At 73.7% G+C, this 26,468-nt stretch carries 25 protein-coding genes; 19 read left to right on the top strand and 6 right to left on the bottom strand.

Annotation, left to right across the window (positions count from 1 at the left end):
* Positions 1-115 precede the first annotated feature (115 nt).
* The 9 genes from EDD26_RS08270 (at position 116) to EDD26_RS08310 (ending at position 9,291) form a co-directional block, all read left to right on the top strand.
* Complete coding sequence (locus tag EDD26_RS08270) at positions 116-1,621, top strand: MmgE/PrpD family protein (protein ID WP_123697281.1); 1,506 nt, start codon at positions 116-118, stop codon at positions 1,619-1,621.
* Positions 1,621-2,532 (top strand): methylisocitrate lyase, encoded by a 912-nt coding sequence (prpB, locus tag EDD26_RS08275; RefSeq protein ID WP_123697282.1) that lies wholly within the window; start codon positions 1,621-1,623, stop codon positions 2,530-2,532. Before EDD26_RS08270 ends, prpB begins: the two co-directional genes overlap by 1 nt.
* The gene (locus EDD26_RS08280) at positions 2,529-3,623 is read left to right on the top strand and encodes an oxidoreductase (protein ID WP_123697283.1); all 1,095 of its coding nucleotides are present in this window, start codon (positions 2,529-2,531) and stop codon (positions 3,621-3,623) included. The genes prpB and EDD26_RS08280 overlap by 4 nt, the downstream gene beginning before the upstream one ends.
* Positions 3,624-3,714: 91 nt before the next feature.
* A complete protein-coding gene (locus EDD26_RS08285; RefSeq protein ID WP_123697284.1) occupies positions 3,715-4,761 on the top strand; it encodes an enoyl-CoA hydratase/isomerase family protein in 1,047 nt (348 codons plus the stop codon).
* Positions 4,758-5,576 carry an enoyl-CoA hydratase-related protein gene (locus tag EDD26_RS08290; protein WP_123697285.1) on the top strand — a complete coding sequence of 273 codons (819 nt, stop codon included), beginning with the start codon at positions 4,758-4,760 and terminating at the stop codon, positions 5,574-5,576. The genes EDD26_RS08285 and EDD26_RS08290 overlap by 4 nt, the downstream gene beginning before the upstream one ends.
* 159 nt (positions 5,577-5,735) lie before the next feature.
* A complete protein-coding gene (locus EDD26_RS14855) occupies positions 5,736-6,269 on the top strand; it encodes a hypothetical protein (RefSeq protein WP_211333846.1) in 534 nt (177 codons plus the stop codon).
* 169 nt (positions 6,270-6,438) lie between these two features.
* The gene (locus tag EDD26_RS08300; RefSeq protein ID WP_123697286.1) at positions 6,439-7,596 is read left to right on the top strand and encodes a bifunctional 2-methylcitrate synthase/citrate synthase; all 1,158 of its coding nucleotides are present in this window, start codon (positions 6,439-6,441) and stop codon (positions 7,594-7,596) included.
* Entirely contained in the window at positions 7,593-8,429 is an 837-nt protein-coding gene (locus tag EDD26_RS08305) for an aldo/keto reductase (protein WP_123697287.1), read from the top strand. Before EDD26_RS08300 ends, EDD26_RS08305 begins: the two co-directional genes overlap by 4 nt.
* A gap of 436 nt (positions 8,430-8,865) precedes the next feature.
* Positions 8,866-9,291, top strand: coding sequence for a DUF2695 domain-containing protein (locus EDD26_RS08310; RefSeq protein ID WP_123697288.1), 426 nt, complete (start codon positions 8,866-8,868; stop codon positions 9,289-9,291).
* Between the two features lie 14 nt (positions 9,292-9,305).
* Here the strand turns inward: EDD26_RS08310 and EDD26_RS08315 are convergent, their stop codons facing one another.
* The gene (locus EDD26_RS08315; protein WP_123697289.1) at positions 9,306-10,013 is read right to left on the bottom strand and encodes an alpha/beta hydrolase family protein; all 708 of its coding nucleotides are present in this window, start codon (positions 10,011-10,013) and stop codon (positions 9,306-9,308) included.
* Between the two features lie 74 nt (positions 10,014-10,087).
* On the opposite strand from EDD26_RS08315, the gene EDD26_RS08320 reads away from it, so the two are divergent.
* Positions 10,088-11,830, top strand: a complete 1,743-nt coding sequence (locus EDD26_RS08320) for a thioredoxin domain-containing protein (RefSeq protein ID WP_123697290.1) — start codon at positions 10,088-10,090, stop codon at positions 11,828-11,830.
* 7 nt (positions 11,831-11,837) lie between these two features.
* Here EDD26_RS08320 and EDD26_RS08325 read toward each other — a convergent pair whose 3' ends face one another.
* The gene (locus tag EDD26_RS08325) at positions 11,838-13,601 is read right to left on the bottom strand and encodes a dolichyl-phosphate-mannose--protein mannosyltransferase (protein WP_123697291.1); all 1,764 of its coding nucleotides are present in this window, start codon (positions 13,599-13,601) and stop codon (positions 11,838-11,840) included.
* 176 nt (positions 13,602-13,777) lie between these two features.
* Between EDD26_RS08325 and rsmI the strand changes: the two genes are divergently transcribed.
* From rsmI to EDD26_RS08340, 3 genes are all read left to right on the top strand, one after another.
* Positions 13,778-14,599, top strand: coding sequence for a 16S rRNA (cytidine(1402)-2'-O)-methyltransferase (gene rsmI, locus EDD26_RS08330; RefSeq protein WP_123698499.1), 822 nt, complete (start codon positions 13,778-13,780; stop codon positions 14,597-14,599).
* Positions 14,600-14,653: 54 nt separating this feature from the next.
* Positions 14,654-16,204, top strand: coding sequence for a methionine--tRNA ligase (gene metG, locus EDD26_RS08335; RefSeq protein ID WP_123697292.1), 1,551 nt, complete (start codon positions 14,654-14,656; stop codon positions 16,202-16,204).
* Positions 16,205-16,317: 113 nt separating this feature from the next.
* Complete coding sequence (locus tag EDD26_RS08340) at positions 16,318-16,785, top strand: SRPBCC domain-containing protein (protein ID WP_123697293.1); 468 nt, start codon at positions 16,318-16,320, stop codon at positions 16,783-16,785.
* Positions 16,786-16,920: 135 nt separating this feature from the next.
* On the opposite strand, the gene EDD26_RS08345 is transcribed toward EDD26_RS08340, so the two are convergent.
* Positions 16,921-17,505, bottom strand: a complete 585-nt coding sequence (locus EDD26_RS08345; protein WP_123697294.1) for a hypothetical protein — start codon at positions 17,503-17,505, stop codon at positions 16,921-16,923.
* A 114-nt stretch (positions 17,506-17,619) separates the two neighbouring features.
* Here EDD26_RS08345 and EDD26_RS08350 point away from each other — a divergent pair, with 114 nt between their 5' ends.
* Complete coding sequence (locus EDD26_RS08350) at positions 17,620-18,573, top strand: TatD family hydrolase (protein ID WP_123697295.1); 954 nt, start codon at positions 17,620-17,622, stop codon at positions 18,571-18,573.
* Positions 18,574-18,576: 3 nt separating this feature from the next.
* Here EDD26_RS08350 and EDD26_RS08355 read toward each other — a convergent pair whose 3' ends face one another.
* Positions 18,577-19,566 (bottom strand): hypothetical protein, encoded by a 990-nt coding sequence (locus EDD26_RS08355; protein WP_123697296.1) that lies wholly within the window; start codon positions 19,564-19,566, stop codon positions 18,577-18,579.
* Positions 19,567-19,734: 168 nt separating this feature from the next.
* Between EDD26_RS08355 and rsmA the strand changes: the two genes are divergently transcribed.
* Together rsmA and EDD26_RS08365 are read left to right on the top strand one after the other, a co-directional pair.
* Positions 19,735-20,646: a 16S rRNA (adenine(1518)-N(6)/adenine(1519)-N(6))-dimethyltransferase RsmA gene (gene rsmA / locus EDD26_RS08360; RefSeq protein WP_123697297.1), complete on the top strand. Its 912-nt coding sequence runs from the start codon at positions 19,735-19,737 to the stop codon at positions 20,644-20,646.
* Complete coding sequence (locus tag EDD26_RS08365; protein ID WP_123697298.1) at positions 20,646-21,176, top strand: hypothetical protein; 531 nt, start codon at positions 20,646-20,648, stop codon at positions 21,174-21,176. Before rsmA ends, EDD26_RS08365 begins: the two co-directional genes overlap by 1 nt.
* A gap of 48 nt (positions 21,177-21,224) precedes the next feature.
* On the opposite strand, the gene EDD26_RS08370 is transcribed toward EDD26_RS08365, so the two are convergent.
* Positions 21,225-21,617, bottom strand: a complete 393-nt coding sequence (locus EDD26_RS08370) for an MmcQ/YjbR family DNA-binding protein (RefSeq protein WP_123697299.1) — start codon at positions 21,615-21,617, stop codon at positions 21,225-21,227.
* 60 nt (positions 21,618-21,677) lie between these two features.
* On the opposite strand from EDD26_RS08370, the gene EDD26_RS08375 reads away from it, so the two are divergent.
* Positions 21,678-22,610, top strand: a complete 933-nt coding sequence (locus tag EDD26_RS08375; protein WP_123697300.1) for a 4-(cytidine 5'-diphospho)-2-C-methyl-D-erythritol kinase — start codon at positions 21,678-21,680, stop codon at positions 22,608-22,610.
* 186 nt (positions 22,611-22,796) lie between these two features.
* Here EDD26_RS08375 and EDD26_RS08380 read toward each other — a convergent pair whose 3' ends face one another.
* The gene (locus EDD26_RS08380; protein ID WP_170165586.1) at positions 22,797-23,690 is read right to left on the bottom strand and encodes an SGNH/GDSL hydrolase family protein; all 894 of its coding nucleotides are present in this window, start codon (positions 23,688-23,690) and stop codon (positions 22,797-22,799) included.
* Between the two features lie 199 nt (positions 23,691-23,889).
* On the opposite strand from EDD26_RS08380, the gene EDD26_RS08385 reads away from it, so the two are divergent.
* Positions 23,890-25,680 (top strand): ABC-F family ATP-binding cassette domain-containing protein, encoded by a 1,791-nt coding sequence (locus EDD26_RS08385; RefSeq protein WP_123697302.1) that lies wholly within the window; start codon positions 23,890-23,892, stop codon positions 25,678-25,680.
* Between the two features lie 94 nt (positions 25,681-25,774).
* A complete protein-coding gene (gene mtrA / locus EDD26_RS08390) occupies positions 25,775-26,461 on the top strand; it encodes an MtrAB system response regulator MtrA (RefSeq protein WP_123697303.1) in 687 nt (228 codons plus the stop codon).
* Positions 26,462-26,468 lie beyond the last annotated feature (7 nt).

The following is a 26,468-nucleotide window of genomic DNA, read 5'->3' on the forward strand; positions in this document are numbered from 1 at the left end:
GCGTCCTCGAGCCATTCTCAACGGTCGGCCCGCCGCGAATCCGGACGTCACCCGGGAGCGGCGTAACGATCGGGCAACGGCTGGTGCCCGACCGCTCCGGGCTAGGCTCGAGCGCATGCAGCACCATGACGTGAGAGCCCACAAGAGCGCCGAGAACCTGCCCCGCGAGGAGCAGCTCGCCTGGAGGATCGCGCAGGTCGCGGTCGACCCGGTGGAGGTGGAGGCCGACGTCCTGGAGATGATCGCCAACCGCATCATCGACAACGCCTCCGTCGCGATCGCGAGCCTCAACCGGCCGCCGGTCGTCTCGGCGCGCGAGCAGGCGCAGCGCCACCCCTACACGCCCGGCGCCGCGGTGTTCGGCATCGAGGACCGCGTCAGCCCGGAGTGGGCGGCCTGGGCGAACGGCGTCGCCGTGCGCGAGCTCGACTACCACGACACCTTCTTGGCCGCCGAGTACTCGCACCCGGGCGACAACATCCCGCCGATCCTTGCCGTCGCGCAGCACGTCGGCTGCGACGGGCACGCGCTCGTGCGCGGCCTCGCGACCGGCTACGAGATCCAGGTCGACCTCGTGCGCGCGATCAGCCTCCACAAGCACAAGATCGACCACGTCGCGCACCTCGGCCCGTCGGCCGCCGCCGGCATCGGCACGATGCTCGGCCTCGACGCCGAGACGATCTTCCAGGCGGTGGGCCAGGCGCTGCACACGACGACCGCCACCCGCCAGTCGCGCAAGGGCGAGATCTCCACCTGGAAGGCGCACGCCCCGGCGTTCGCCGGGAAGATGGCGGTCGAGTCGGTCGACCGCGCGATGCGCGGGCAGACGAGCCCTGTGCCGATCTACGAGGGCGAGGACGGCGTGATCGCGCAGCTGCTCGACGGCTGGGAGGGCTCGTACAGCGTGCCGCTGCCCGCGCCGGGCGAGCCCAAGCGCGGCATCCTCGACACGTACACGAAGGAGCACTCCGCCGAGTACCAGGCGCAGGCCTGGATCGACCTCGCCCGCCGGCTCTCGGCCGAGCGGCCCGAGCTGCGCGACCCGGAGGGCATCGAGTCGATCGTGCTGCACACGAGCCACCACACGCACTTCGTGATCGGCTCGGGCGCGAACGACCCGCAGAAGTACGACCCGACCGCTTCGCGCGAGACGCTCGACCACTCCATCCCGTACATCGTCGCGGTCGCCCTGCAGGACGGCGGCTGGCACCACGTCGACTCCTACGCGCCCCAGCGCGCCGGCCGGCCGGACACGGTCGCGCTGTGGAACAAGATCACGACCGTCGAGGACCCGATCTGGACCGAGCGCTACCACGACCCGGACCCCGACAAGAAGGCGTTCGGCGGCCGCATCGTCATCACGCTCACCTCCGGCGAGGTGATCGAGCAGGAGATCTCGGTCGCGGATGCGCACCCCGCCGGTGCACGGCCCTTCGGCCGCGCCGAGTACGTGTCGAAGCTGCGCACGCTCGCGCAGGGCATCGTCGAGGACGCCGAGATCGACCGCTTCCTCGCGCTCGTCGAGCGGCTGCCCGAGCTGAGCGTCGACGAGGTGCGCCAGCTCACCGTCTACGCGCCGGCCGGCACCGTCGACCAGGGCACCACGAAGGGCCTGTTCTAGTGCTCTCGACGACGGTCACCCCCTCCGAGAAGCGGCAGGCGCTGCGGGCGGGGCTCGCCTCCGGCACGCTGCAGCGCTTCCCGGGCGCGTTCACGCCGCTGACCGCGCCGCTCATCCAGCAGCTGGGCTTCGAGGGCGTCTACATCTCGGGCGCCGTGATGGCGGCCGAGCTGGGGCTGCCCGACATCGGCCTGACGACCCTCACCGAGGTCGCGCAGCGCGGCCGCGAGATCTCGCGCATGACCGACCTGCCGACCCTCATCGACGCCGACACCGGCTTCGGCGAGGCGATGAACGTCGCGCGCGCCGTGCACGAGCTCGAGGACGCGGGCGTCTCCGGCCTGCACCTCGAGGACCAGGTCAACCCCAAGCGCTGCGGGCACCTCGACGGAAAGGAGGTCGTGTCGCTCGACCGGGCGGTGCAGCGCATCGCCGCCGCCGTCTCGGCCCGCCGCGATGCCGACCTCGTCATCATGGCCCGCACCGACATCCGCGGGGTCCGGGGTCTTGACGCGGCGAAGGACCGCGCGAAGGCGCTGGAGGCCGCGGGCGCCGATGCGATCTTCCCGGAGGCGATGGCCTCGCTCGAGGAGTTCGCGGCGATCCGCGAGGCCGTGCAGGTGCCGATCCTCGCCAACATGACGGAGTTCGGCAAGAGCGCGCTCTTCACCCACCAGCAGCTGCAGGACGTGGGCGTCAACATCGCGATCCACCCGGTCTCGCTGCTGCGCATCGCGATGGGCGCGATCGAGCGGGAGCTCCAGGGGCTGCGCGACACCGGCACCCTCGACGGCGCGGTCGAGCGCATGCAGACGCGCGCCCGGCTCTACGAGCTCAACGACTACGCCGCCTATAGCGCCTTCGACGAGGGCGTCTTCGACTTCGAGGTGCCCGGGGCGGAGCCCCGATGAGCGTGCTGTTCTCGCCCGTGCAGCTCGGTCCGGTCGAGGTGCGCAACCGCGCGTGGGTGTCGCCCATGTGCCAGTACTCGTGCGAGGAGCAGGACGGCATGCCGAGCGACTGGCACCGCGAGCACCTCACCTCGTTCGCGAGGGGCGGCGCCGGGCTCGTGATGACCGAGGCCGCTGCGATCGAGCCCATCGGCCGGATCTCTCCGCAGGACCTCGGGATCTGGAACGACGCGCAGGCCGAGGCGCTCGCGCCGATCGCCGCGCGCATCCGCGCCCACGGGGCCGTGGCCGCCGTGCAGCTCGCCCACGCCGGCCGCAAGGCGTCGACCTACCGCGAGTGGAGCGGCCGCGGCTCGGTGCCGCTCGAGCAGGGCGGCTGGCCGACCGTCAGCGCCGGCGCGGCAGCGTTCGGCAGCTACGCAGCGCCGCGCGCGCTCGCGGCCGACGAGGTCGCGGCGCTGCCGGAGCGCTTCGCCGTCGCCGCCCGTCGAGCGGTCGACGCGGGGTTCGAGGCGGTCGAGGTGCACGCGGCGCACGGCTACCTGCTGCACCAGTTCCTCTCGCCGCTGTCCAACGCGCGCGACGACGAGTGGGGCGTCGGCGAGGGCGGTCTGCGCACGCTGCTGCTGCAGCGCGTGGTCGAGGCCGTGCGCGCGGCGGTGCCGGAGGCCGCGCTCATGGTGCGGCTCAGCGCATCCGACTGGGTCGACGGCGGCATCGACTCCGCCATGACGGTCGAGCACGTGCGCGTGGCGATCGCGGCCGGCGCCGACTGGTTCGACCTCTCCTCCGGTGGGCTCGACCCCCGCCAGGAGATCCCGCTCGAGCCCGGCTACCAGGTGCCGTTCGCGCGCGACGTGCGCGCGGCGACCGGCGCGAAGGTGAACGCCGTCGGCCTCATCGAGGACCCGGCGCACGCCGAATCGGTGCTCGTCGACGGCGACGCCGACGCGGTGATGCTCGCGCGCGCCTGGATGCGCAACCCGCACTGGGCGCTCGGCGCCGAGGCCGAGCTCGACGGGGTCGCGGATGCGTCGGTGTGGCCGCCGCAGTACACGCGCGCCCGGCGGGTGCCGGAGCGCGCCCACTGATTCCTCAACGTCGCAGGTGGTCGTTGAAGGCGATATGGCGCGTGAGCGACCACCCGCGACGTTGACAATCGAGACGACATACGCTGGCGCCATGCCCGAGCACGTGCGCACCGATCGCCGCGGCCGGCTCGCGACCATCGAGCTGCACCGGCCTGAGGCGCTCAACGCGCTCACGCACGACATGGTGCGCGGCATCGCCGCAGCCCTGGCCGCCGCGCAGCGCGACCCCGCCGTCGGCACCATCGCGATCACCGGCGCCGGCGAGCGCGGCCTCTGTGCCGGCGGCGATGTCGTCGGCCTGCGCGCCGACGTCACCGCGACCGGTGGGTCCGCCGCCCGCGCGTTCTGGCGCGACGAGTACGCGCTGAACGCCGCGATCGCCCGGTCGTCGACGCCGGTCGTCGCCATCCAGCACGGCATCGTGCTCGGCGGGGGCGTCGGGATCTCGGCGCACGCGCGCCACCGCGTCGTCACCGAGTCCACCCGCATCGGCTTCCCCGAGGTGACGATCGGCTTCGTGCCGGACGTCGGCGCGACCTGGCTGCTCACCCGCGCCCCCGGCGAGCTCGGCACCCGCGTCGCGCTCACCGGTGAGCACGTCGGAACGGCCGACGCGATCCTGCTCGGACTCTCGGATGCGTTCGTCCCGGAGGAGCGGATCCCGGAGCTGCTCGCGGCCCTCGAGACGACCGACGCCGACGCGGCGATCGCAGCGGTCGCGACCCGCCCGCCCACCGGCGAGCTCGCCGCCGCCCGCGCGCTCGTCGACGATGCGTTCGCGGGGGACGACCTGCGCACGATCCTCGAGCGGCTCGCCGCGGCAGGGGAGCCCGGGGCTGCCCTCGCCGCCACCATCGCCACGCGCTCGCCGACGGCGCTGACCGTGACGCTCGCAGCCCTTCGCCGCGCCGCCGCGCTGCCCACCCTCGAACAGGCGCTCGAGCAGGAGTACCGGGTCTCGTCGCACGTGAGCCTGCTGCCCGACTTCGCCGAGGGCATCCGCGCCCAGCTCGTCGACAAGGACCGCAGCCCCTCCTGGCAGCCCGCCACCATCGAGCAGGTGCCGGATGCCATGGTGGAGGCCTGCTTCGCACCCGCGCCCGACGGCGACCTCGCCCTGCCAGAGGAGGCAGCATGACCGAGCCCAGCACGAACGAGCCCAGCACGACCGAGGGCACTGGCGGCTACCGCACGATCCGCGTCGAGCGGCGCGACCGGGTCGCATGGATCCACCTCGACCGCCCCGAGGCCCTCAACGCGCTGAACGTGCAGCTCATGCGAGAGGTCGTCGCCGCGGCGACCGAGCTCGACGGCGACGACGGCATCGGCGCGATCGTGGTCACCGGCTCGGAGCGGGCGTTCGCCGCGGGCGCCGACATCAAGGAGATGGCGACGAAGTCGACGGCCGAGATGCGGGCCGACGGCCACTTCGGCGGATGGGCGGCGTTCGCCGCCGTGCGGAAGCCCGTGATCGCGGCGGTGTCGGGCTACGCGCTCGGCGGCGGCTGCGAGCTCGCGCTCATGTGCGACATCATCCTGGCGGCCGACTCGGCCACGTTCGGCCTGCCGGAGCTCTCGCTCGGGGTCATCCCCGGCATCGGCGGCACGCAGCGCCTCGTGCGCGCGCTCGGCTACCCGAAGGCGGCCGAGATCATCCTCACCGGCCGCCGCGTCGGCGCCGAGGAGGCGGAGCGCATCGGGCTGATCTCGCGCGTCGTGCCGGCCGACCGGCTGCTCGACGAGGCGCAGGAGATGGCCGCGTCGATCGCCGCGAAGTCGCTGCCGGCGCTCGTCGCCGCGAAGGCGGCCATGGACGCCGCGCTCGAGATGCCGCTCGCCGAGGGCATCGCGCTCGAGACCGAGCACTTCACGGCGCTCTTCGACACCGAGGACCAGCAGGAGGGCATGGCGGCGTTCAGCGAGAAGCGGGAGCCGCGCTTCCGGCACCGCTGACGCAGGCGCTCCAGCGCGCGACTCGGTCGCGGCGGGGTCGTCGACCGCGGTGAGAGCCCTCTCACGCACCCCTCCTCCCAGGCTCACGAGCCGTGGCGAGAGTGGTGGCAGACGAAGGGCCGGCCACCCGGGCCCCCTGCGCACCAGGAGGAGCACACCATGCACACGAAGTGGATCGCCATCAGCACCATCGGCACGATCGGTCTCGGCGCCATCGCCGCGAGCGCAGCCGGGATCGCCAACGCGGTCGAGCTGCGCGACGCGGAGGGCCGCGTGCTCGAGAGCAGCACCGTGCGCGGCGACGTGCTCGAGCGCGGCACGGTCGCGATCAAGACGACGGGGGAGCACGCGTCCGTGATCTCGGCCGCGTCGGCGAGCGACGCCCCGTCGGCGACCGCGTCGGCGGTGGCGCCGTCGGCCACCCGCTCCGCCGCCTCGCCGGCGGCGCAGACCGCCGCATCCGCTCCGTCCGCGGTGACGGCCCCCGCGCCCGCGCCCGCGCCCGCACCCGCGCCGGCGCCGGCACCGGCGCCCGCCCCCGCGCAGCAGCAGGCTCCCGCCCCGGCGTCCGCGCCGGCAGCCGCGCCGATCCCGGCGCCCGCGGTCGACTCCGCGCCGAGCGCGGCGTCCGCCCCGGCGCCCGCCTCGCCGCAGTCGCCGGTCTCGGCGCCCTCGGCCGGTTCCAACGACTGAGCCACCCTGCAGCGCGCTGCTCCGACGGCGCGCCCCGCCCGCAGCGCCCCGCCCACGCGGCGGGGCGCTGCGGCGTTGCGCGCTGGGCGGAACGCGCTCGGGCGGTCGCCAGGGAGCCGTGCCCTAGAGTCGGATGGCGCCCCGCACCCCCTGTTCATCGAGGAGCACCATGGCCGAGTCCGACATCAAGAAGGGACTCGCTGGCGTCGTCGCCGACACCACCGAGATCTCGAAGGTCAACCCCGACACGAACTCGCTCCTCTACCGCGGCTACCCGGTGCAGGAGCTCGCGACGCAGCCGTTCGAGGCCGTCGCCCACCTGCTCTGGCACGGCGAGCTGCCGACCGGCGAGCAGCTCGCCGAGGCCCGCGCGAAGGAGCGGTCGCTCCGCACCCTGCCCGACAACGTGCGGTCCGTGATGGACGTGCTGCCGTCGCACGCGCACCCCATGGACGTCGTGCGCACGGCCGTGAGCATCGTGGGCGCCAACGACCCCAAGGCCGACGACCCCTCCGCCGACCTCGACAAGGCCTTCACGCTCTTCGCGGTGCTGCCGGCGATCGTCGCGTACGAGCAGCGCCGGCGCAACGGCAAGGAGCTGGTCGAGCCGCGCGACGACCTCGACTACGCCGCGAACTTCCTCTGGATGGCGTTCGGCGAGGAGGCCGACCCGGTCGTCGTCGAGGCGTTCAACCAGTCGATGGTGCTCTACGCCGAGCACTCGTTCAACGCATCCACCTTCACCGCCCGCGTCGTCACCTCGACGCTCGCCGACCTGTACTCGGCCGTCACCGCGGCCATCGGCGCGCTCAAGGGCCACCTGCACGGCGGCGCGAACGAGGCCGTGATGGAGGTCTTCCAGGAGGTCGGTGAGCCGTCGAAGGCCGATGCGTGGATGCAGACCGCGCTCGACGAGAAGCGCAAGATCATGGGCTTCGGCCACCGCGTCTACAAGAACGGCGACTCGCGCGTGCCGACGATGCGCGCCGCCCTCGAGCGGCTCGCGGACCACTACGGCTCGCCCGAGACGCTCGAGATGTACACCGCGCTCGAGCAGGCGATGGCCGACCGGAAGCCCATCAAGCCCAACCTCGACTTCCCATCGGGCCCCGCCTACGCGCTCATCGGCTTCGACGTGCCGATCTTCACGCCGCTGTTCGTCGCCGCGCGCGTGACCGGCTGGACGGCGCACATCATCGAGCAGCGCGCCAACAACTCGCTCATCCGCCCCCTCTCGGAGTACGTCGGCCACGACGAGCGCCATGTCGACGGCGTCGACCAGGCCGCACTGCCCGAGGACACATCCGACATCGAGGAGACCGCATGACCTCTGCCACCATCCCCACCCTGCAGCTGAACGACGGACGCTCGATCCCGCAGCTCGGCTTCGGCGTCTTCAAGGTCGACCCGGCCGAGACCGAGCGCATCGTGCTCGACGCCTTCGAGGCCGGCTACCGCCACATCGACACGGCGGCGATCTACCGCAACGAGGAGGGTGTCGGCCGCGCGATCGCCGCGAGCGGCATCCCGCGCGACGAGCTCTTCATCACCACGAAGCTCTGGAACGACCGCCGCGGCGAGGCCGAGGCGCGCGCCGCGCTCGGCGAGAGCCTCGAGAAGCTCGGGCTCGATCGCGTCGACCTCTACCTCATCCACTGGCCGACGCCGTCGGCCGGCAGCGCCGTGGAGACCTGGCAGACGCTCGGCGCGCTGCGCGACGAGGGCCTGACGACGTCGATCGGCGTCTCGAACTTCGACGAGCGCTACCTGCCGGAGATCCTCGAGACCGGCATCGTGCCCGCGATCGACCAGATCGAGCTGCACCCACAGTTCCAGCAGCGCGCGACGACCGCGCTCGCATCCGAGCACGACATCCGGATCGAGGCCTGGGGACCGCTCGGCCAGGGCAAGGTCGACTACGCGTCGACCGTCATCGGCGAGATCGCCGAGCGCCACGGCATCTCGTGGGCGCAGGCGACGATCGCGTGGCACCTGCAGTCCGGCCGGATCGTGTTCCCGAAGTCGAACCGCCGCGAGCGCATGGACGAGAACCTCGCCGCCGCGGCCGTGCAGCTGACCGCGGAGGACCTCGCCGCGATCGACGCGCTCGACCAGGGCACCGCCGGCCGCGTGTCGGCCGACCCGGCAGAGGTCAGCTGACCCGAGCCCGGCCCCGCCGCTCGACTCGACCCGTTCTCGCCGACTCGACCCCGCACAGCGGGTCGGGTCGGCGGGAGCGGGTCGAGTCGCGTCAGGGGCGCGGATCCCGCGGCGCGGCGATCCGTCCGGCGAGCACCGCGACGCCGTCGCCCGCGGCCCGCTCGGCGGTGATCGCGATGTGGAGCTCTTGCTTCGACCATGCGCGCATGCGGTCAGCAAAGCAGATGGCGCCCCGCGCCCCCGCTTCGGCGCGACTCGGCGCGCTCGCGGACCCCATTCCGGATCCTGGACCCGAGATCCTGGGTCCATCAGCCGCTATCGGTTCCATCCGGCTCGGGCGCACGGGTCGGCCCGCGCTCTGCTCCGCTCGGCGGCTGTGCACAGGCCGGCGGATGTGCCGCACGCACGCCGCGCGCGCCGTGCCATCGTGCGCCGCATGGAGCGATCGATCACCGACGATGCCGAGTCCTACGTGCGCAGCCTCCTCGACGCCTGGCTCGCGCCCAACCCGGGGGAGTGCCTCGCCTGCTACCTCGACCGCGTGCTCGAGCGGTACGACTGCGACGGCGACCTGCGCTTCGCCGCGCACTACCGCGATCTCGTCGCGCCCCGGGCGACGCAGCTCGAGCGGCGCCTCGAGGCGAGCGGTGGCTACTGCGACTGCGAGGTGCTGGGCAACGCAGTGCAGCCCGCGTGGCACCTCTGGTCGACGAGCCGCGAGCTCGAGCTCGACGGCCGCACCATCGTGCTCGAGGCCGAGCCGCCCGAGGGCATGCCGCCGTGCGCGGGCGTTCGGCGTGGATCGACCCAGCCGTGCGTGCACTGGCATCGGATGCGCCGACCGCGCGTGCCGTACCGCTGACGCCCGCCAGGCGGTCACTGGTGAGGCCGAGGTGCGGTGCGGCTCGACCAGCGCAGCAGCGCGGCGATCCGTGGCCCGAGCGCCTCCGCCACCCGTTCGGAATCGCGGTCGCCGCCCGCGATCAGCAACGAGTGATCGCCGCCGGTGACCCAGTCGACGCGCCCGTCGGGCAGCCGCTCGACGAGCCGGTCGAGCAGGTCGCCCGACTGGAACGGGTCGTTCGTGCCCTGCAGGAACCGCTGCCGAAGGCGGATCCCCTGGAGGTGCTCGTCGCGCACCCGCTCCGGCTTGCCCGGCGCGTGCAGCGGGTATCCCAGGTAGAGCAGGCCCGCGGCGGGCATGCCCTCCGCGATCGCCGCGGCAGCCATCCGGCCGCCGAACGACTTGCCGCCCGCCCACGGCTCATGAGGGAGCAGGTCCCTGGCGGCAGCCATCACCGCGTGCCACGTCGCGATCGCGCTCGGCGCTCGCTCCGGCTGGCGCTTGCCCGCCTGCGCGTTGGGGAAGCTCGCTCGCAGGACCGCGACGCCCTCGCCGACGAGCCCGCGCGCGGCGCCCTCCATCCACGGATGCGTCGCCGACCCGCCGGCGCCGTGCAGCAGCACGACGCTCGCCCACGCCGCATCCGGCACCTCCACGATCGCGTCGACGTGCGGCACCGTCGGGTGCTCGATCGGCACGGCGACGATCCGGCTCGGCTCGGTCCTGCGCTGCACATCCATGCCGTCGAGCCTCGCATGCCAGCACGCCGCCGCCGCCCTGCTCGCCGCCAGGCGGCGCGAGTACCGTCGAGTGCATGGAGCGACCCGCCGACAACCGGCTCGCCGAAGCGACGAGCGACTACCTCCGACTGCATGCCGACAACCCCGTGGACTGGCGCGAATGGGGCGACGACGCGTTCGCCGAGGCCCGCGAGCGGGGCGTGCCGGTCTTCGCCTCGGTCGGCTACGCGACGTGCCACTGGTGCCACGTGATGGCGCGCGAGTCCTTCGCCGACCCCGCGGTGGGCGCGCTGCTGCGCGACGGCTTCGTCGCCGTGAAGGTCGACCGCGAGGAGCGGCCCGACGTCGACGCCGCACTCATGGGCGCCGCGTCGGCCTTCACCCGGCAGCTCGGCTGGCCGCTCAGCGTGTTCCTCACGCCCGACGGCCTGCCGTTCTACGCCGGCACGTACTTCCCGCCTGCCGCGAGGCAGGGCATCCCGGGCTTCCGCGACGTGTTGGGCGCGATCGGCGAGGCGTGGCGCACGCAGCCGGATGCCGTGGTCGGCACCGCCGAGCAGGTGCAGCAGGCGCTGCGCGAGTCGGCCGCCGTCGACGGGGACGCGCCCGACGCGGCGGCAGCGCGCGCGGCGCTCGCTGCGGTCGCCCGCGCGGAGGACCCGGAGCACGGCGGCCTCGGCACCGGGCAGAAGTTCCCGCAGGCACCGCTGCTGCTCGCACTCGTCGACGTCGATCCGCAGCTCGCCGGTCGGCTGCTCGACGCGGCCGCGGGCGACGACGCGGTCGTCGCCGCGGGCGGCTACTCGCACCTCCGAGGCCGCGACGGCGGCTTCTTCCGCTACGCGACGCAGCGCGACTGGTCGGTGCCGCACTTCGAGCGGATGCTCGTCGACAACGCGCAGCTGCTGCACGTCGCGACGCTGCTGGGCCGGGAGTCCGTCGCGAGCGGCCTCGTCGGCTTCCTCGGTGACGTCCTGCGGCTGCCGGGCGGCGCCTTCGCGGTGGCGGAGGACGCGGAGTCCACCGTCGACGGGCGGAGGGTGGAGGGCGGCTGGCACCTCGCGCCGGCGGAGGCGGGCGTCGAGCGGCCGCCGCTCGACCGACTGGTCGTCACCGCCGCGAACGGCCTCGCGATCGAGGCGCTCGCGGTGCGCGCGCTGCGCGACGGCGACCGCGCCGCCCTCGAGCTCGCCCGCGGCGCCGCCGAGCACCTGCTCGCGCACCACGCCGCCGACCCCGCCGCGCTCGTGCACGCGAGCCTCGACGGCCAGCCCTCCGCCGCGCGAGCGACCGCGGCCGACGCCGGCTGCCTCGCGAGCGGCCTGCTCGCGCTCACCGCTGCGACCGGCGAGGCGCGCTGGGCGATCGCCGCGCGCGCGATCCTCGACGCGGCACCCGACCCGGCCGCCACGTCGGCGCAGGGACCGGCGCTGCAGCTCGGTCCCGACGCCGACGGCGACGCACCCTCGGGGCAGGCCGCCCTCGCGGGCGCCCTGCACGCGCTCTTCGCGCTCAGCGGCGACGCCGACCACCTCGACCGGGCGGCTCGCCTCCTCGACGCGCGCCTGGCCATCCGCAACCCCATCGCGGGTCCCGCGATGCTCCGCGTCGCCGCTCGCATCGCAGAGCCGCCGCGCACGCTCGTGCTCATCGGCGATCCGCCGGAGGAGCTGCGCCGAGAGCCGGGCGCGTTCGTCGCGACCCCCGAGCAGGCGGCCGAGCTCGCGGCCGCGGGCTTCGCGCTGCTCGAGGGCAAGACCGCACCCGCCGCCTACCGCTGCGAGGGCTTCGTCTGCGAGCTGCCGCAGCCCTACTGAGCCGGCGTCAGGGCCAGCTGGGCGGCCAGAACCGCAGCCGCATCAGCCCGTCCGGCAGCGGGATGCCGTACCAGACCGGCAGGTACCAGGCGGCGACGAGGACGCTCGTCACGACCAGCAGCGCGACGATCGACCACGCGGCCGCCCGCCACTCGACGTCGTCGACGGGCTCGGAGGCCGTGGCCCGAGCGGCGGCGTCCGTGCCGGGGACGGGCGGGATCGCGGCCGCCAGGTCCGCGTCGAGGGCGGTGGGCGCATCCGCGCCGACCGCGACCCGTGCGGGGGAGCGCAGCGCGACGAGCTGCTGCAGCGCGAAGGCGAGGCCGATGACGAGGAACGGCAGGAAGACGATCGCGTAGAAGAAGAAGATCGTGCGGTCGGGGAAGAGGAGCCACGGCACGTAGCCGGCCGCGACGGCGAGCAGCAGGAGGGCGGCGCGGCGGTCGAGCGTGCGGCCGAGGTGGAAGAGCAGGAAGCCGAGCGCGAGCACGCCGGCGTACCAGACGAGCAGGTTCGGCACTGCGGTGATCCACCAGCTGCCGTCCTCGACGGTGACCATCTTGAAGCCGGTCGGGCGTCCCAACCAGAGCCACTGGATCGCGGGCGACTGGTAGGCGTGGTCGTTCGTGAGCCCGACGTGGAAGCCGAGCTGCTGGGCGTGGTACGCCCACAGCGACTGCAGTCCGAGCGGCACCCACGCGAGCATCCCGCCCCAGCGCAGGTCGGCCCGCTCGAGCATGACCTGGCTGCCCCAGCCCCCGTCGAACCAGCCGGCGTAGCTCGCGACGTAGACGACGAGCGCCGGCAGGACGAGCAGCACGAAGCTCGCCGGTGCCTGCGTCAGCAGGGTGCCGAGCCACGGATGCCGGTAGCCCGCGCGCCGCCGATCGAGCGCCTCCATCACGACGATCCAGAGCCCGAACACGGCGAGGAAGGCGCCGCCCGACCACTTCGTCGCGCAGCCCGCGCCCAGCAGCACGCCCGCGACGATGATCCACGGCCGGTTCCAGAGCGCGGCGCCGAAGCGGCCGCGCCGGGCGGCGAGCGCCCGCACGGTGCGCGTGGGGGAGCCGCGCCGGTCGAGCAGCAGCGCGCCCGCGCTGGCGAGCACGAAGACCGCGAGGATGCCGTCGAGCAGCGCGGTGCGGCTCATGACGATCGCGAACCCGTCGATGGCCATCCAGAAGCCGGCGAGCGAGGCGAACGCGACCGATCGCAGCAGGCCGCGCGCGACCGCGTAGGTGAGGCCCACGAGTGCGATGCCGGCGAGCGCGCTCGGCAGCCGCCACCAGAACGGGTCGCCCATGCCGAACACGGCCATCGCCATGCCGATGATCCACTTGCCGAGCGGCGGGTGCACGACGTAGTCGGCCTCCGTCGACAGCGCGCCCGGGTCGCCCGCCTCGAAGCGCTCGTTCGCGCCCTCGGCCCACTCGCCCTCGTAGCCGAGCTGCCAGGTCGACCAGCCCTCCTTGACGTAGTAGGTCTCGTCGAAGATGAGCAGGTGCGGGTTGCCGAGGCCGACGAGCCGCGCGATCGCGGCGAGGCCGAGGATGGCGACGGGCGCGGCGATCTCGATGCGCCGCCGGATGCGAGGCTCGGTCAGGCGCCGCTCGAGCGACCCGTACGCGTCGGTGAGGCGCGCGAGCCGCGGGGAGCCGGCGCGCGACGGTGCTGGAGCCGTCACCGCCGTCGCCGTCGCGCCGAGCTCCGCGTCGCGCGGCTCGCCGCCTCCGCCGTCGGCGTCATCGGCGGTGCGGGGCAGGGTCACGGGCCCGATTCTCGCACTGCTCGCCCGGACGAGCCCGCCGGGCGCGCGCTCGATCGGGCTGAGCGCGGTGTGAGGCGGCCATGCCGGTCGGCGACCGGCTCAGCCCGATCGAGCGCACGTGGAGCGCGGGCTGGACCGCAGAGATGCTTCCGCAGCCGCGGGATACCCTCGACCGCGTGATCATCCTCGGCGCGACGCCCATCGGCAACCTGGGCGACGCGAGCGGCCGGCTGCGCGAGGCGCTCACCACGGCCCCGATCATCGCCGCCGAGGACACCCGCACGGCCCGACAGCTCATCCGTGCCCTGGGCCTCGAGGCGCAGCCGCAGCTCGTCGCCCTCCACGAGCACAACGAGGAGGCCGCCTCGCCCGCCCTCGTCGAGCGCGCCCGCGCCGAGGACGTGCTCGTGCTCACCGATGCCGGCATGCCGACCGTGAGCGACCCAGGGTTCCGGCTCGTGCAGGCCGCGGTCGCCGCCGGCGTCGCGGTGACGTGCCTCCCGGGCCCCTCCGCGGTGCTCACGGCGCTCGCCCTGTCGGGCCTGCCGACCGACCGGTTCGCGTTCGACGGCTTCCTGCCGCGCAAGGCGGGGGAGCGCGACCGGATGCTCGCCTCCGTCGCCCGCGAGGAGCGCACCCTCGTGCTGTTCGAGGCACCGCACCGCCTCGCCGACTCGATCGAGGCGATCGCCCGCGCGATGCCTGACCGCCGCATCGCCGTCTGCCGCGAGCTGACGAAGCGCTTCGAGGAGGTGCGCCGCGGCACCGCCGCCGAGCTCGTCGACTGGGCCAAGGCTGGGGTGAAGGGCGAGATCGTCATCGTCATCGAGGGGGCCGTGCCCGTGCTCGCCGATCTCGACGCCGCGGTCGAGCAGGTGCTGCGGCTCAAGGCCGGCGGGATGCGGCTGAAGGAGGCCGCGGCGGAGGTCGCCGAGGCGACCGGGCACCCGCGGAACGCGCTCTACCAGGCCGCGCTCGCGAATCCGACGACCGCCTGACGCCGGGCGTCACACGCTCGGCCGCCGTGGTGCCGCGCGCCTAGACTGGACCCCATGCCCGAGCGCTTCACCGTCACGACGCCGATCTACTACGTCAACGACGTGCCGCACATCGGGCACGCCTACAACGAGGTCGCGACCGATGTGCTCGCCCGCTGGCACCGGCAGCGGGGCGACGACACGTGGATGCTCACCGGCACCGACGAGCACGGCCAGAAGATCATGCGCACCGCCGCCGCGAACGGCGTGAGCCCGCAGGAGTGGACCGACCGGCTGGTCGAGACCGCCTGGATCCCGCAGCTCGAGCTGCTGAACATCGCGAACGACGACTTCATCCGCACGACGGACGAGCGGCACAAGGCGGGCGTGCGCATCTTCCTCGAGCGCCTCAAGGAGGCCGGGTACATCTACCACGGCGAGTTCGAGGGCCAGTACTGCGTCGGCTGCGAGGAGTACAAGACGCCGAACGACCTCGTGCCGGGCACGGGCGAGTTCGAGGGGCAGCTGGTCTGCGCCATCCACTCCCGCCCGATCGAGACGGTGCGCGAGGCGAACTACTTCTTCAAGCTGTCGGAGTTCGGCGACCGCCTCCTCGCGCTCTACGACGAGCGCCCCGACTACGTGCAGCCCGAGCACGTGCGCAACGAGGTGCGGCAGTTCGTGAAGCAGGGCCTCAACGACCTGTCGATCAGCCGCAACACCTTCGACTGGGGCATCAAGGTGCCGTGGGACGAGACGCACGTCGTCTACGTCTGGTTCGAGGCGCTGCTCAACTACATCACCGCCAACGGCTACGGCGTCGACGAGGAGCGCTTCGCCCGCCGCTGGCCGGCGACCCACATCGTCGGCAAGGACATCGCCCGCTTCCACGCGGTCATCTGGCCGGCCATGCAGATGGCGGCGGGGCTCGAGATCTCGGAGCACGTCTTCGGCCACGGCTGGCTGCTCGTCGGCGGCGAGAAGATGTCGAAGTCGAAGGCGACCGGCATCGAGCCGCGCCAGATCACCGAGGTCTTCGGCGTCGACGCGTTCCGCTACTACTTCATGTCGGCGATCGCGTTCGGCTCCGACGGGTCGTTCTCGTGGGAGGACCTCGACGCGCGGTACCACTCCGAGCTCGCCAACGGCCTCGGCAACCTCGCGAGCCGCGTCATCGCGATGGTGCACAAGTACTGCGACGGTGTCGTGCCCGCGGTCGCCATCGACGACGACATCCAGACGATCGTGGCGGATGCCGTGCGTCGCGCCGACGAGGCGATCGACCGCTTCGCGATCGACGAGTCGGTCGACGCCGCGATGGCGATCGTCGAGCGGCTGAACGGCTACATCACCGAGCAGGCGCCGTGGGTGCTCGCGAAGGACGACGCGCAGCGCGACCGGCTCGCGGCGGTGCTCGCCTCGAACGTGCACGGCATCGGCGCCGTCGCGGTGCTGCTCGCGCCCGTCATGCCCGAGTCGGCGCAGAAGCTCTGGGCGGCCGTCGGCGGCGAGGGCGACGTGCTCGCGCAGCCGATCCGCGAGGCGCACCGCTGGGAGGGCACGGGCCGCGTCACGACGGTGCCGCCGCTCTTCCCGCGCATCGAGCAGGCGCAGCCCGCGGCCTGACCGACACTTTCGCTGATCGAGTAGCAGCCGGGCATCACCCGCTGATCGAGTAGCAGCCGGGCGGAGCCCGGCCGCGTATCGAGATCATCACGAGCGGCGCGTAGTGTCACCGCATGGCCACCACCAGCCACGAGCGCATCGGGTCGCAGTCGATCGTCCACCGCCGCGAGTTCGACGCATCCGCCGCGGCGGTGCAGCTCGCGCACACGACCGCCGAGATCTTCGCGCAGTGGATGGGCCCACGCGGCTCGCGCCTGCGCATCGAGCACTTCGAGCCGCGCACCGGCGGCCGCTTCGACTACACGGTTGAGATGGGCGGCGACTGGCGCTTCTGGGGCTCGTACCACGAGGTGGTGCAGGGTCGCATCGTGCACACGTGGGAGTTCCAGGCGGAGCCCGGCCGGCCGACGCTCGAGGTGCTGGAGTTCCGCGACCTGCCCGACGGCCGCAGCTCGCTCGAGATCACGTCGACGTACGCGTCGGCAGCCGACTGCGATGCGATGGTGGCCTCCGGGATCGACGGCGGCATGGACGAGGACTTCGAGCGTCTCGATGAGGCGCTCGCGCGGCTCGCGCACTGACGCAAGGCCGGCGGGTCTCGCGCGCGTCGGCGCGGCGCCGATCAGCGAGACGTTGCACCCAACCGCTGTTCTGGAAGCGCTTCAAGCGCAGAACGGTGCACTTGTTGGTCTGTTCTGCGCTGCCGCCCGGCGCCGCTACCGCCCGGGCAGCGTCAGCGTCAACTCGTGCTCGAGGCCCACCACCGCGAGCTCCACCTCGGCGCTCGCGTCGATCCCCGGTGGCACCGGGATCGCGTAGGTGCGCGCGCCATCCGGCGCCTCGCACGTTGTCGGCACCTCGACGCTGACGACGATCCGGGTCGTCGACTCGGCCTCCGGCGCCCCGGCGAACGCCCAGCAGCTGGCGGTCGCGGGCAGCGACAGCGCGATGAGCACGGGCCGCTCGATCCACGTCGCGACCGCGCCGAGCCGCAGGACGTCGTCGACGGATGCTCCGCTGTCCTCGGGCAGGCCGGGCGTGCCCGGATCGCCGCTCGGGGTCGGGGCCGTCGAGCTCATCGCCGCGGGCGGGGAGGTGCCGGGCTCGGCGGACTCCGTCGGGTCGCCCGTCGCGCCATCGCCTCCCGCCGGAGCCTCGCCGGACGGCGACTGGTACGCCTCCGGAGCCTCTGCGGGCGTCGTCCCCGGCGCCGTCGACTCGCCTCCGCGGTCACCGGCTGCGCACCCGCTCGAGGCGAGCACCGCCGCGAGAGCGACGGGCAGGGCGAGCAGTCTCAGCATGCCGGGAGGCCTCCAGACGGGTCGTTGCACCGGCCATGCTGGCATCGGATCCATCGGAGAACCTGGACGGGGACTCGGCATCGGCCTGGGCGGAGCGCTCGTAGGCTGGTGGCCATGCCTGCAAGCCACGACGGGACCGCCCCCTTCGACAGCGCCGCCTACCCGCTCTCCGAGGGTCCTCGCGAGACGACCCTCCCTGGTGGGGAGTACATCCGCGAGCGGCACGACGACGGCAAGCGCGACACGACCCGGCCGCCCGTGCCCGAGCCGCTCGGGGTGCCGATCTACGACAACCACACGCACCTCGAGATCAAGGACGGCGAGCACTTCCCCTATTGGGCGGCGCTCGACGCGGCCGAGCAGGCGGGGGTCGCCGGCGTCATCCAGGTGGGCGGCGACGTCGAATCGTCGGAGTGGTCGGCCGCGCTCGCGGCGCAGGACCCGCGCGTGCTCGCCGCCGTCGCGATCCACCCGAACGAGGCGCCGGGCTACGCCGACGCCGACACGCTCTTCGACGCGCTCGCCACGATCGACGCGCTCGCCGCGCAGCCCCGCGTGCGCGCAGTCGGCGAGACGGGGCTCGACTTCTTCCGCACCGCCGACGACGGGCGGCGCGCCCAGTTCGAGTCGTTCGAGGCGCACATCGACATCGCGAAGCGCCACGGCATCGCGCTGCAGATCCACGACCGCGACGCGCACGACGACGTGGTCGAGACGCTCCTGCGCGTCGGCGCGCCCGAGACCACCGTCTTCCACTGCTTCTCCGGCGACGAGCACCTCGCGCGGATCGCAGCCGAGCACGGCTGGTACCTGTCGTTCGCGGGCACCGTCACGTTCTCCAACGCGAAGAACCTGCACGCGGCGCTCGCGGTCGCCGACCGCAGCCGGATCCTCGTCGAGACGGATGCGCCGTTCCTCACGCCCGCGCCGCACCGCGGCCGGCCGAACAGCCCCTACCTCACGCCGCTCACGGTGCGCTTCATCGCCGACCGCCTCGGCGTCGAGGCCGACGTGATCGCGGCCGAGACCGCTGCCAACACGCTGCGCGCGTACGGCACCTGGGACTGATGGCTACGGCGCGCTGAGCAGGTCGTCGGGCTGCAGGGCGAGCACCGTCGAGCTGTCGGCAGCGGTCGTGCCCGTCACCGTCACCTCAGCTGGCAGCGTGCCGGAGACGGGCTCCTCGAGCTCGAACTGCCAGCCGTAGAGGTGGAAGTCGGCGCTGCAGTCCATCGGTTCGCTCGGGAACTCGAACGAGACGGCGATGGCGCTGATGCCCGTGGTGCGCGCGGCGACGGGCGTCGGCACGCACTCGGCGACGCCCGAGCCGCCCAGGATCACCGCGAGCCGCCGTCCCGGCTCGATCCAGCGCACCTGCGCGTCCTGCATCGTGACGTCGGCCTCGGGCAGCTGGTCGGGCGGGATGGGCGAGGGCGCCGCGCCCTCGGCCGACGGCTCCGGGATGAGCGACGGCTGCGGGTCGGCGGTCGGCCCCGCGTCGAGGAGGTCGTCGGCACCGATCCGAACCTCGGTGGTCTCCTCCTCTCCGCGGAGGTTCACGAGCTCCACCACGGTGGGCAGGTCGACGGGCACGCTCATGGGGAGGGCGAGCTCCCAGCCGTGCAGGCGGTAGTCGGCGGTGCAGGCGATCGCCGCGTCCGGCGGGTCGAAGGACACGACGACGGCAGCGCCCACCGCTCCGAGCTCGGCCGCGTGCGGCTGCGGGATGCACTCGCCGCCCCCGCCCGAGCCGCCGATGACAACGGCGATCGACTCGCCCGCCTCCAGCCAGCGCACGGCGTAGCCCTCGCTGCTCACCTCGTCGAAGAGGCCCTCGGCCTGGAGCTGGTCCTCGGCGAGCGCGACGGGCGCGGCTCCGGTGTCGCCGGCAGCGCTCGGCTCTGGCGGCGCGGTGGTGGGCGAGGTGCCCGGCGACGCGCACGCTGCCAGCAGCGCGGCGGAGCCGGCGAGCGCGACGAGGGCGAGCATCCGACGCGACCGGGCGCTCGGCGCGCCGGCGGGAGCGATGGCGGTGAGCGAGTGGCTCTCGGATCGGCGCACGGCGGTGTCCTCTCTGGCGGGCGGTCTCCCCGCACGCTCTGACATGTCCAGTGTCGGGTCGAGGTCACGCCCGGTCGGTCACGATTCGGCCACGTTCCATCCCCGGTCCCAGCATCCTGCCCGCGACCGCTGGGCGCGCCCGCCGCGCGCGCGGCATAGGGTCGATGGATGAGCATCGACAGCCAGGCCGGCGAGGCGCGACCGGGTGGACGCAGCGCCGAGGCGCTCCTCGGGCCGACCGAGATCCGCGCGCTCGCGCTGACGCTCGAGCTGACGCCGACGAAGCGCTGGGGCCAGAACTTCGTCGTCGACGCCAACACGGTGCGGCGCATCGTCAGGACCGCGGATGTCGCAGGCCGTGACGTCGTCGAGGTCGGACCGGGACTCGGGTCGCTCACGCTCGGGCTGACCGAGGTCGGCGCGCGGGTCGCGGCCGTCGAGATCGACCCACGGCTCGCCGAGCTGCTGCCGCGGACCGTGGAGCGCAAGCAGCCGGAGGCGCGGCTCGAGGTCGTGCACCACGACGCCCTCACCATCGAGGCGCTGCCCTTCGAGCCGCAGGCGATCGTCGCGAACCTGCCGTACAACGTCTCGGTGCCGGTGCTCATCCACCTGCTCGAGCGCTTCCCGACGATCGACCGGGCACTCGTGATGGTGCAGGCGGAGGTCGGGCACCGGCTCGCCGCCCCGCCCGGATCGAAGGTCTACGGCTCGCCGAGCGCGAAGGTCGCCTGGTGGGGGCAGTGGGCGCTCGAGGGTGAGGTCTCGCGCCAGATCTTCTGGCCGGTGCCCAACGTCGACAGCGTGCTCGTCGGCTTCCGGCGCGGCCCGGAGCGCGGCGACGAGGCGCTCCGGCGCCGCACGTTCCGCGTCATCGACGGCGCCTTCGGCCAGCGGCGGAAGATGCTGCGGCAGGCGCTGTCCGGCGTCTTCGGGTCGTCCGGCGCGGCGACCGCCGTGCTCGAGCGCGCCGGCGTCGAGCCGACGCTCCGCGGCGAGGCGCTCGACCTCGACGACTTCATCCGCATCGCCGAGGCGGCCGATGCGCCCGACACGCCCGCATCTGCAGCGGACGCCTGATGGTCGACCGCATCGACCGCAACATGGGTGCCGAGGCGATGCGCGCGGCGACCGGCCGCTCGCACGTGGAGTGGCGCGACCTGCTCCAGGCGGCCGGCGCGCTCGAGTGGAGCCACCGGCAGATCGCCGACTGGCTCGTCGCCGAGCACGCCGTCGACCCGTGGTGGTCGCAGGGCATCACCGTCGACTTCGAGCAGGATCGCAAGGGCAGGCTCCCGGGCCAGCAGGCCGACGGCACGTTCTCGGTGTCGCAGACGCGCACCGTGCCGGGGGAGCGGCTGGCGGCGCTCGCCGCCGTGCGCGCCGAGATCGAGTCCCGCTACGGCGCTTCGCACGGCGAGAACCTCGCGGCGGCGCAGCCGGTCGTGCGCTGGCGGCTGGGCGACGGCACCCGGCTCGCGGCCGCGGCGCAGCAGCCCAACCGGTCGGGCACACCCGTCAACCTCACGATCGAGCGGCTGTCGGATGCGGCGGCGATGGAGGCGGCGAAGGACGAGATCGCGGCGATCTTCGCGGCCGTCGCGCGCTGATCCGGCGCCGCTCATCCGGGGCCGCGGGTCGGCCTCAGCCGATCCGGCTCAGCGCGACCGCGCGTCGAGCTCCGCGACCAGCCGCTTCGGCGCCGTCACGCGGAACGACGCGTCGATGAGCTCGGCGACGCGCGCCCAGTCGGCGTCCTCGAGCTCGACCGCGATCCATCCGTAGGGCCCCAGGTAGGCGGGCGCGATCGCGCCCTCCTCGAGCATCGCGAGCCGCTCGTCGGGCTCGAGCAGCACGCTCAGGCGCTGCGGATGGATGCCCGAGACGTGCTCCTCCTTCGTCGTGCCGGCGTAGTAGGCGAACACCTTCGTCGTGAAGAACGCCGGCCGGCCGTGCGAGACCTTCTCCTGCGCGCCCGGCAGCGCGAGGGCGATCGCCCGCACCCGGGCGAGCACCGGATCCGCCGGATCGAACATGATCTCGTGCGCCATGGGGGGAGGGTAGCGCCGGGCGCGCAGGAAGCGCCTCGCGAGCGCACTAGGTTGGATGCCGTGGCGCAGGGCAGTCGGAGGAGCACGGTGCGGGCGAAGGCGCCCGGCAAGATCAACGTGCACCTGGGCGTGGGTGCGCTGCAAGACGACGGCTACCACGACGTCGCGAGCGCCTACCAGGCCGTGAGCCTGCACGAGTTCGTCGAGGCGACCGAGGCCGACGACTTCTCGGTGCGCTTCTCGGGGCCGGTGCCGCACGAGCACCTCTCGACCGGTGCCGACAACCTGGCGATCCGCGCGGCGATGGCGCTCGCGCGTCGCGGCCGCGTCACCGGCGGCGTCTCGCTGTCGATCGAGAAGCACGTGCCGATCGCCGGCGGGATGGGCGGCGGCTCGGCCGACGCCGCGGCGACCCTCGTCGCGTGCGACGAGCTGTGGGGCCTGCACCTGGGCCGCGAGGCGCTGCACGACATCGCCAGGGAGCTCGGTGCCGACGTGCCGTTCGCGCTCGCCGGCGGCACCGCCGTCGGCACCGGTCGCGGCGACCGGCTCACGCCCGCGCTCGCCCGCGGGCAGTTCCACTGGGTGCTCGCCTACACCGAGGCGGGGCTGTCGACCCCCGACGTCTACCGCGCGCTCGACGAGCACCGGGCGCTCCACGCCGCCGACATCGCGCCCGCCCACGACGTGCCGACCGTGGATGCGCGAGTGCTGCAGGCGCTGCGGGCGGGTGACCCGTCGATGCTCGCGGAGGTGCTGCAGAACGACTTGCAAGCGCCGGCGCTGCGGCTCATGCCGCGGCTCGCGGGCACGCTCGAGCTGGGGGAGCGCTCCGGTGCGCTCGCCGGCATCGTCTCGGGGTCGGGCCCGACCGTCGCCTTCCTCTGCGACAGCATCGAGTCGGCGATCGAGGTGCAGGCGAGCCTCTCGGCCGCGCAGCTCACGGCGGTCAAGGTGACCGGCCCGGTGCCGGGCGCCCGCCTCATCGACTGACCGGCCGCATCCGGCGCATGCGCATGCGCATGCGCTCGCGCCTGTCCGCGCGGGGTCCGCGCTCGAGAGGTGGCGCTGCGCCCGAGAGGTAGCCGCGCGCCGCTACCTCTCAAGCGCACGGCTACCCCTCGTGCGCGCGGCTACCCGTCGCGCGCGCGGCCACCCCTCGCGCGCGCCCCACCCGCGTCAGGGTGCGCTGGCCGCCAGCAGCTCGTCCCGGATGCGGTCGTTGCCGAGCTGGGACGGGTGCGTGTAGTCGTCCGCCAGCAGGTCACCGGCCGCGGTGCGCCCGTCGGCGCCGTTGAACGGCGCGAGCAGGTCGACGCACGTGCCGCCGACCGCCTCCGTCTCGGCGCAGACGGCGTCGCGCCACTGCTCGAGCGCGCTGACGATCACGTCCTGCGCCGCACTCGAGTCCTCGGGCCCGCGGGCGTCGAGCGCCTCCCACCCCGTCCAGGCGTTGTAGGACGTGAGCGTGATGATCTCGGTGTCGGGAGCGCGTTCGCGGATCTGGGCGAGCAGCTGCGCGTAGTCGGCGCGGACGGCCGCCGTCGCCTCGGTGATGCACTCGGGCGTCGTCGCGATGACGGTGTCGATCGCCTGCTCCTCGGTCCCGACCTCGCCGACGCACGGCGCATCGGGCTGCCAGTAGGGCGGCTGGTCGTTGAAGCCAGCGGAGAGGATGACGGTCTGCGCGCCGGCGAGCGCCGTGTCGACGGTGCCCCGCTCCACTTGCTCGAGGATGTCGGCGACCCGGGCGCCGTCGTGGCGCGACAGGTTCTGCACCTCCGGGGCCCCGCCCCGCGCCTCGCCCACTGCGGCCGCGTACGCGTCGACGAAGCCGGTGCATCCCGGGCAGTCCTGCGGGGCATCGAAGGGGATCGAGTCGCCGAGCACGACGAGCTGGCCCGCGGGCGGGGTCGAGGACGCGTCGGGCGCGGCACTGGCGGGCTCGGAGGCGGGCGCGGCGGTCTCGCTCGGACCCGCGGCGGCGCAGCCCGCGAGCAGCACCGCGACGGCGACGGCCGCCGCGCCGAGCCGAGGGAGCGGCCAGCGCGACCGGATCCGGGAGTCGGGCATCGGGCACCTGCGATCGATCGATCCTCCGGATGCGCTGCCGCGAGCTCGTGGCAGCGTGCGCGCCGCGCCGACCGGCGGCGCGACCTGCCCTGCGCGGCTGCCCCGAGCAGGGGTCGTGCCGAGAGCATGGCACCGGCGCATGCGCGGCGGAAGGGGCCGATCGGCCCGGCGCCGCCGTCACGTGCGGGATGATGAACGAATGGCTCATCTCCTGGGCGCCGAGCGGGTCGGCGTCGCGTTCCCCACGCGCACCGTCTTCGAATCCATCTCGCTCGGGCTCGACGACGGCGACCGCATCGGCATCGTCGGCCGCAACGGCGACGGCAAGTCGACGCTGCTGCGCGTGCTCGCCGGCAGCCTCGAGCCCACGAGCGGCCGCGTCACCCGCCGCGGCGGCCTGCAGGTGGGCGTGCTCGACCAGCGCGACACCCTCGACCCCGACTCGACGATCAGCCACGCGATCGTGGGCGACCGGCCCGAGCACGAGTGGGCGGGCGACGCGCGCATCCGCGACCTGCTCGCGGGACTCGTCGGCGACCTCGACTGGCACGGGCGCATCGGTGACCTCTCCGGTGGACAGCGCCGGCGCGTCGCGCTCGCGCAGCTGCTCGCCGGCGACTGGGACGTGCTCTTCCTCGACGAGCCGACCAACCACCTCGACGTGCAGGGCATCGCCTGGCTCGCCGACCACCTGAACGCCCGCTACGCGTCGGGTCGCGGCGCCTTCGTCGCCGTGACGCACGACCGCTGGTTCCTGGACGCGGTGTGCACCGGCACGTGGGAGGTGCACGACCAGCTCGTCGAGCCCTTCGAAGGCGGCTACGCGGCCTACGTGCTGCAGCGCGTCGAGCGCGACCGGATGGCGGCGGCGAGCGAGGCGAAGCGCCAGAACCTCATGAAGAAGGAGCTGGCGTGGCTCCGCCGCGGCGCGCCCGCCCGCACCGCGAAGCCGAAGTTCCGCATCGACGCCGCGACGCAGCTCATCGAGGACGAGCCGCCCGTGCGCGACCCGATCCAGCTCGCGCAGCTCGCCGCGACGCGGCTCGGCAAGGACGTCGTCGACGTCGTCGACGCCTCCGTCGAGCTCGGCGGCCGCACGATCCTCGACGACGTCACCTGGCGCATCGCGCCGGGCGAGCGGGCCGGCGTGCTCGGCCGCAACGGCGCCGGCAAGTCGACGCTGCTCGCGCTCATCGCCGGGCGCATCCGCCCCACGTCGGGCCGCGTGAAGACCGGCAAGACGGTGAAGATCGCCGAGCTCACGCAGGAGCTCGCCGAGCTCGCGCAGCACGAGGACGACCCCGTGCGCACCGTGGTCGCCAACCTCAAGACGAGCTACGCCTCGGGCGGCAAGGAGCTCACCCCCGGGCAGCTGCTCGAGCGGCTCGGCTTCCGCTCCGGAGAGCTGTCGACGCTCGTCAAGGACCTCTCCGGCGGCCAGCGCCGCCGCCTGCAGCTGCTGCTGATCCTGCTCGACGAGCCCAACGTGCTCATCCTCGACGAGCCGACGAACGACCTCGACACCGACATGCTCGCCGCGATGGAGGACGTGCTCGACTCCTGGGCCGGCTGCCTCATCGTCGTGAGCCACGACCGCTACCTCATCGAGCGGGTCACCGACCACCAGTACGCGATCTTCGACGGGCGCCTGCAGCACGTGCCGGGCGGTGTGGATGCGTACCTGGCGATGTCGGGCAAGGGCTCGGTGGGCAAGGCGTCGAGCGCCGACGCCAAGGGCGACGCCCAGGCGGCGCCCACCGGGCTCAGCGGCGCCGAGCGTCGCGCGCTCGAGAAGGAGGCGGCGAGCCTCGACCGGCGGCTCGCGAAGGCGACCTCGCAGCGCAAGGGCGTGCTCGACCGCTTCGAGGTGGTCGACCACGGCGACCTCGACGCGCTCACCGCGCTCCAGGCCGAGCTCGCCGAGGTCGACGAGCGCATCGCCCTGCTCGAGGAGCAGTGGCTCGAGACCCATGAGGGCCTCGAGGCCTGAGGCTCGCTCGCGAGCGGCGGGCCGGGCCGTGCATCCAGTCGGCTCGGCTAGTCTGACGAGAGCCGCGCCGCCTGCGCCGGCGGAAGGGGCCGCGATGACGGAGCAGACGATCCTCGTCGTCGACGACGACCCGGCGCTCGCCGAGATGATCGGCATCGTGCTGAGCGGCGAGGGCTACCAGCTCGAGTTCTGCGCCGACGGCGCCGCGGCCGTCGACCGGTTCCACGAGGTGAAGCCCGACCTCGTGCTGCTCGACCTCATGCTGCCCGGCAAGGACGGCATCCAGATCTGCACCGAGCTGCGCGCCGAGTCCGGCGTGCCCATCATCATGCTCACGGCGAAGGGCGACCCGACCGACATCGTCGTCGGCCTCGAGTCCGGCGCCGACGACTACATCACGAAGCCCTTCAACCCGAAGGAGCTCGTCGCCCGCGTGCGCACCCGGCTGCGCCCGCAGCGGCAGGCCGACGCCGGCGTGCTCAAGGTCGCCGACCTCGAGATCGACGTCGAGGGCCACCAGGTGCGCCGAGGCGGCGACCCGATCGCGCTCACGCCGCTCGAGTTCGAGCTGCTCGTCACCCTCGCGTCGCGACCCAGCCAGGTGTTCTCGCGCGAGATGCTGCTCGAGCAGGTGTGGGGCTACCACTACAAGGCCGACACGCGCCTCGTGAACGTGCACGTGCAGCGCCTGCGCTCGAAGGTCGAGCGCGACGTCGACAACCCCGTGGTCGTGACGACCGTGCGCGGCGTCGGCTATCGCGCCGGCGCACCCCAGGCCTGAGGCCGCG

It is taken from the genome of Agrococcus jenensis, from assembly GCF_003752465.1.
GTDB lineage: Bacteria > Actinomycetota > Actinomycetes > Actinomycetales > Microbacteriaceae > Agrococcus > Agrococcus jenensis.

Coding starts and splice junctions, on each gene's coding strand:
- EDD26_RS08270 (WP_123697281.1), top strand. CDS start 116: ATGCAGCACCATGACGTGAGAGCCCACAAGAGCGCCGAGAACCTGCCC.
- EDD26_RS08280 (WP_123697283.1), top strand. CDS start 2,529: ATGAGCGTGCTGTTCTCGCCCGTGCAGCTCGGTCCGGTCGAGGTGCGC.
- EDD26_RS08285 (WP_123697284.1), top strand. CDS start 3,715: ATGCCCGAGCACGTGCGCACCGATCGCCGCGGCCGGCTCGCGACCATC.
- EDD26_RS08290 (WP_123697285.1), top strand. CDS start 4,758: ATGACCGAGCCCAGCACGAACGAGCCCAGCACGACCGAGGGCACTGGC.
- EDD26_RS14855 (WP_211333846.1), top strand. CDS start 5,736: ATGCACACGAAGTGGATCGCCATCAGCACCATCGGCACGATCGGTCTC.
- EDD26_RS08300 (WP_123697286.1), top strand. CDS start 6,439: ATGGCCGAGTCCGACATCAAGAAGGGACTCGCTGGCGTCGTCGCCGAC.
- EDD26_RS08305 (WP_123697287.1), top strand. CDS start 7,593: ATGACCTCTGCCACCATCCCCACCCTGCAGCTGAACGACGGACGCTCG.
- EDD26_RS08310 (WP_123697288.1), top strand. CDS start 8,866: ATGGAGCGATCGATCACCGACGATGCCGAGTCCTACGTGCGCAGCCTC.
- EDD26_RS08315 (WP_123697289.1), bottom strand. CDS start 10,013: ATGGATGTGCAGCGCAGGACCGAGCCGAGCCGGATCGTCGCCGTGCCG.
- EDD26_RS08320 (WP_123697290.1), top strand. CDS start 10,088: ATGGAGCGACCCGCCGACAACCGGCTCGCCGAAGCGACGAGCGACTAC.
- metG (WP_123697292.1), top strand. CDS start 14,654: ATGCCCGAGCGCTTCACCGTCACGACGCCGATCTACTACGTCAACGAC.
- EDD26_RS08340 (WP_123697293.1), top strand. CDS start 16,318: ATGGCCACCACCAGCCACGAGCGCATCGGGTCGCAGTCGATCGTCCAC.
- EDD26_RS08345 (WP_123697294.1), bottom strand. CDS start 17,505: ATGCTGAGACTGCTCGCCCTGCCCGTCGCTCTCGCGGCGGTGCTCGCC.
- EDD26_RS08350 (WP_123697295.1), top strand. CDS start 17,620: ATGCCTGCAAGCCACGACGGGACCGCCCCCTTCGACAGCGCCGCCTAC.
- rsmA (WP_123697297.1), top strand. CDS start 19,735: ATGAGCATCGACAGCCAGGCCGGCGAGGCGCGACCGGGTGGACGCAGC.
- EDD26_RS08365 (WP_123697298.1), top strand. CDS start 20,646: ATGGTCGACCGCATCGACCGCAACATGGGTGCCGAGGCGATGCGCGCG.
- EDD26_RS08370 (WP_123697299.1), bottom strand. CDS start 21,617: ATGGCGCACGAGATCATGTTCGATCCGGCGGATCCGGTGCTCGCCCGG.
- EDD26_RS08380 (WP_170165586.1), bottom strand. CDS start 23,690: ATGCCCGACTCCCGGATCCGGTCGCGCTGGCCGCTCCCTCGGCTCGGC.
- EDD26_RS08385 (WP_123697302.1), top strand. CDS start 23,890: ATGGCTCATCTCCTGGGCGCCGAGCGGGTCGGCGTCGCGTTCCCCACG.
- mtrA (WP_123697303.1), top strand. CDS start 25,775: ATGACGGAGCAGACGATCCTCGTCGTCGACGACGACCCGGCGCTCGCC.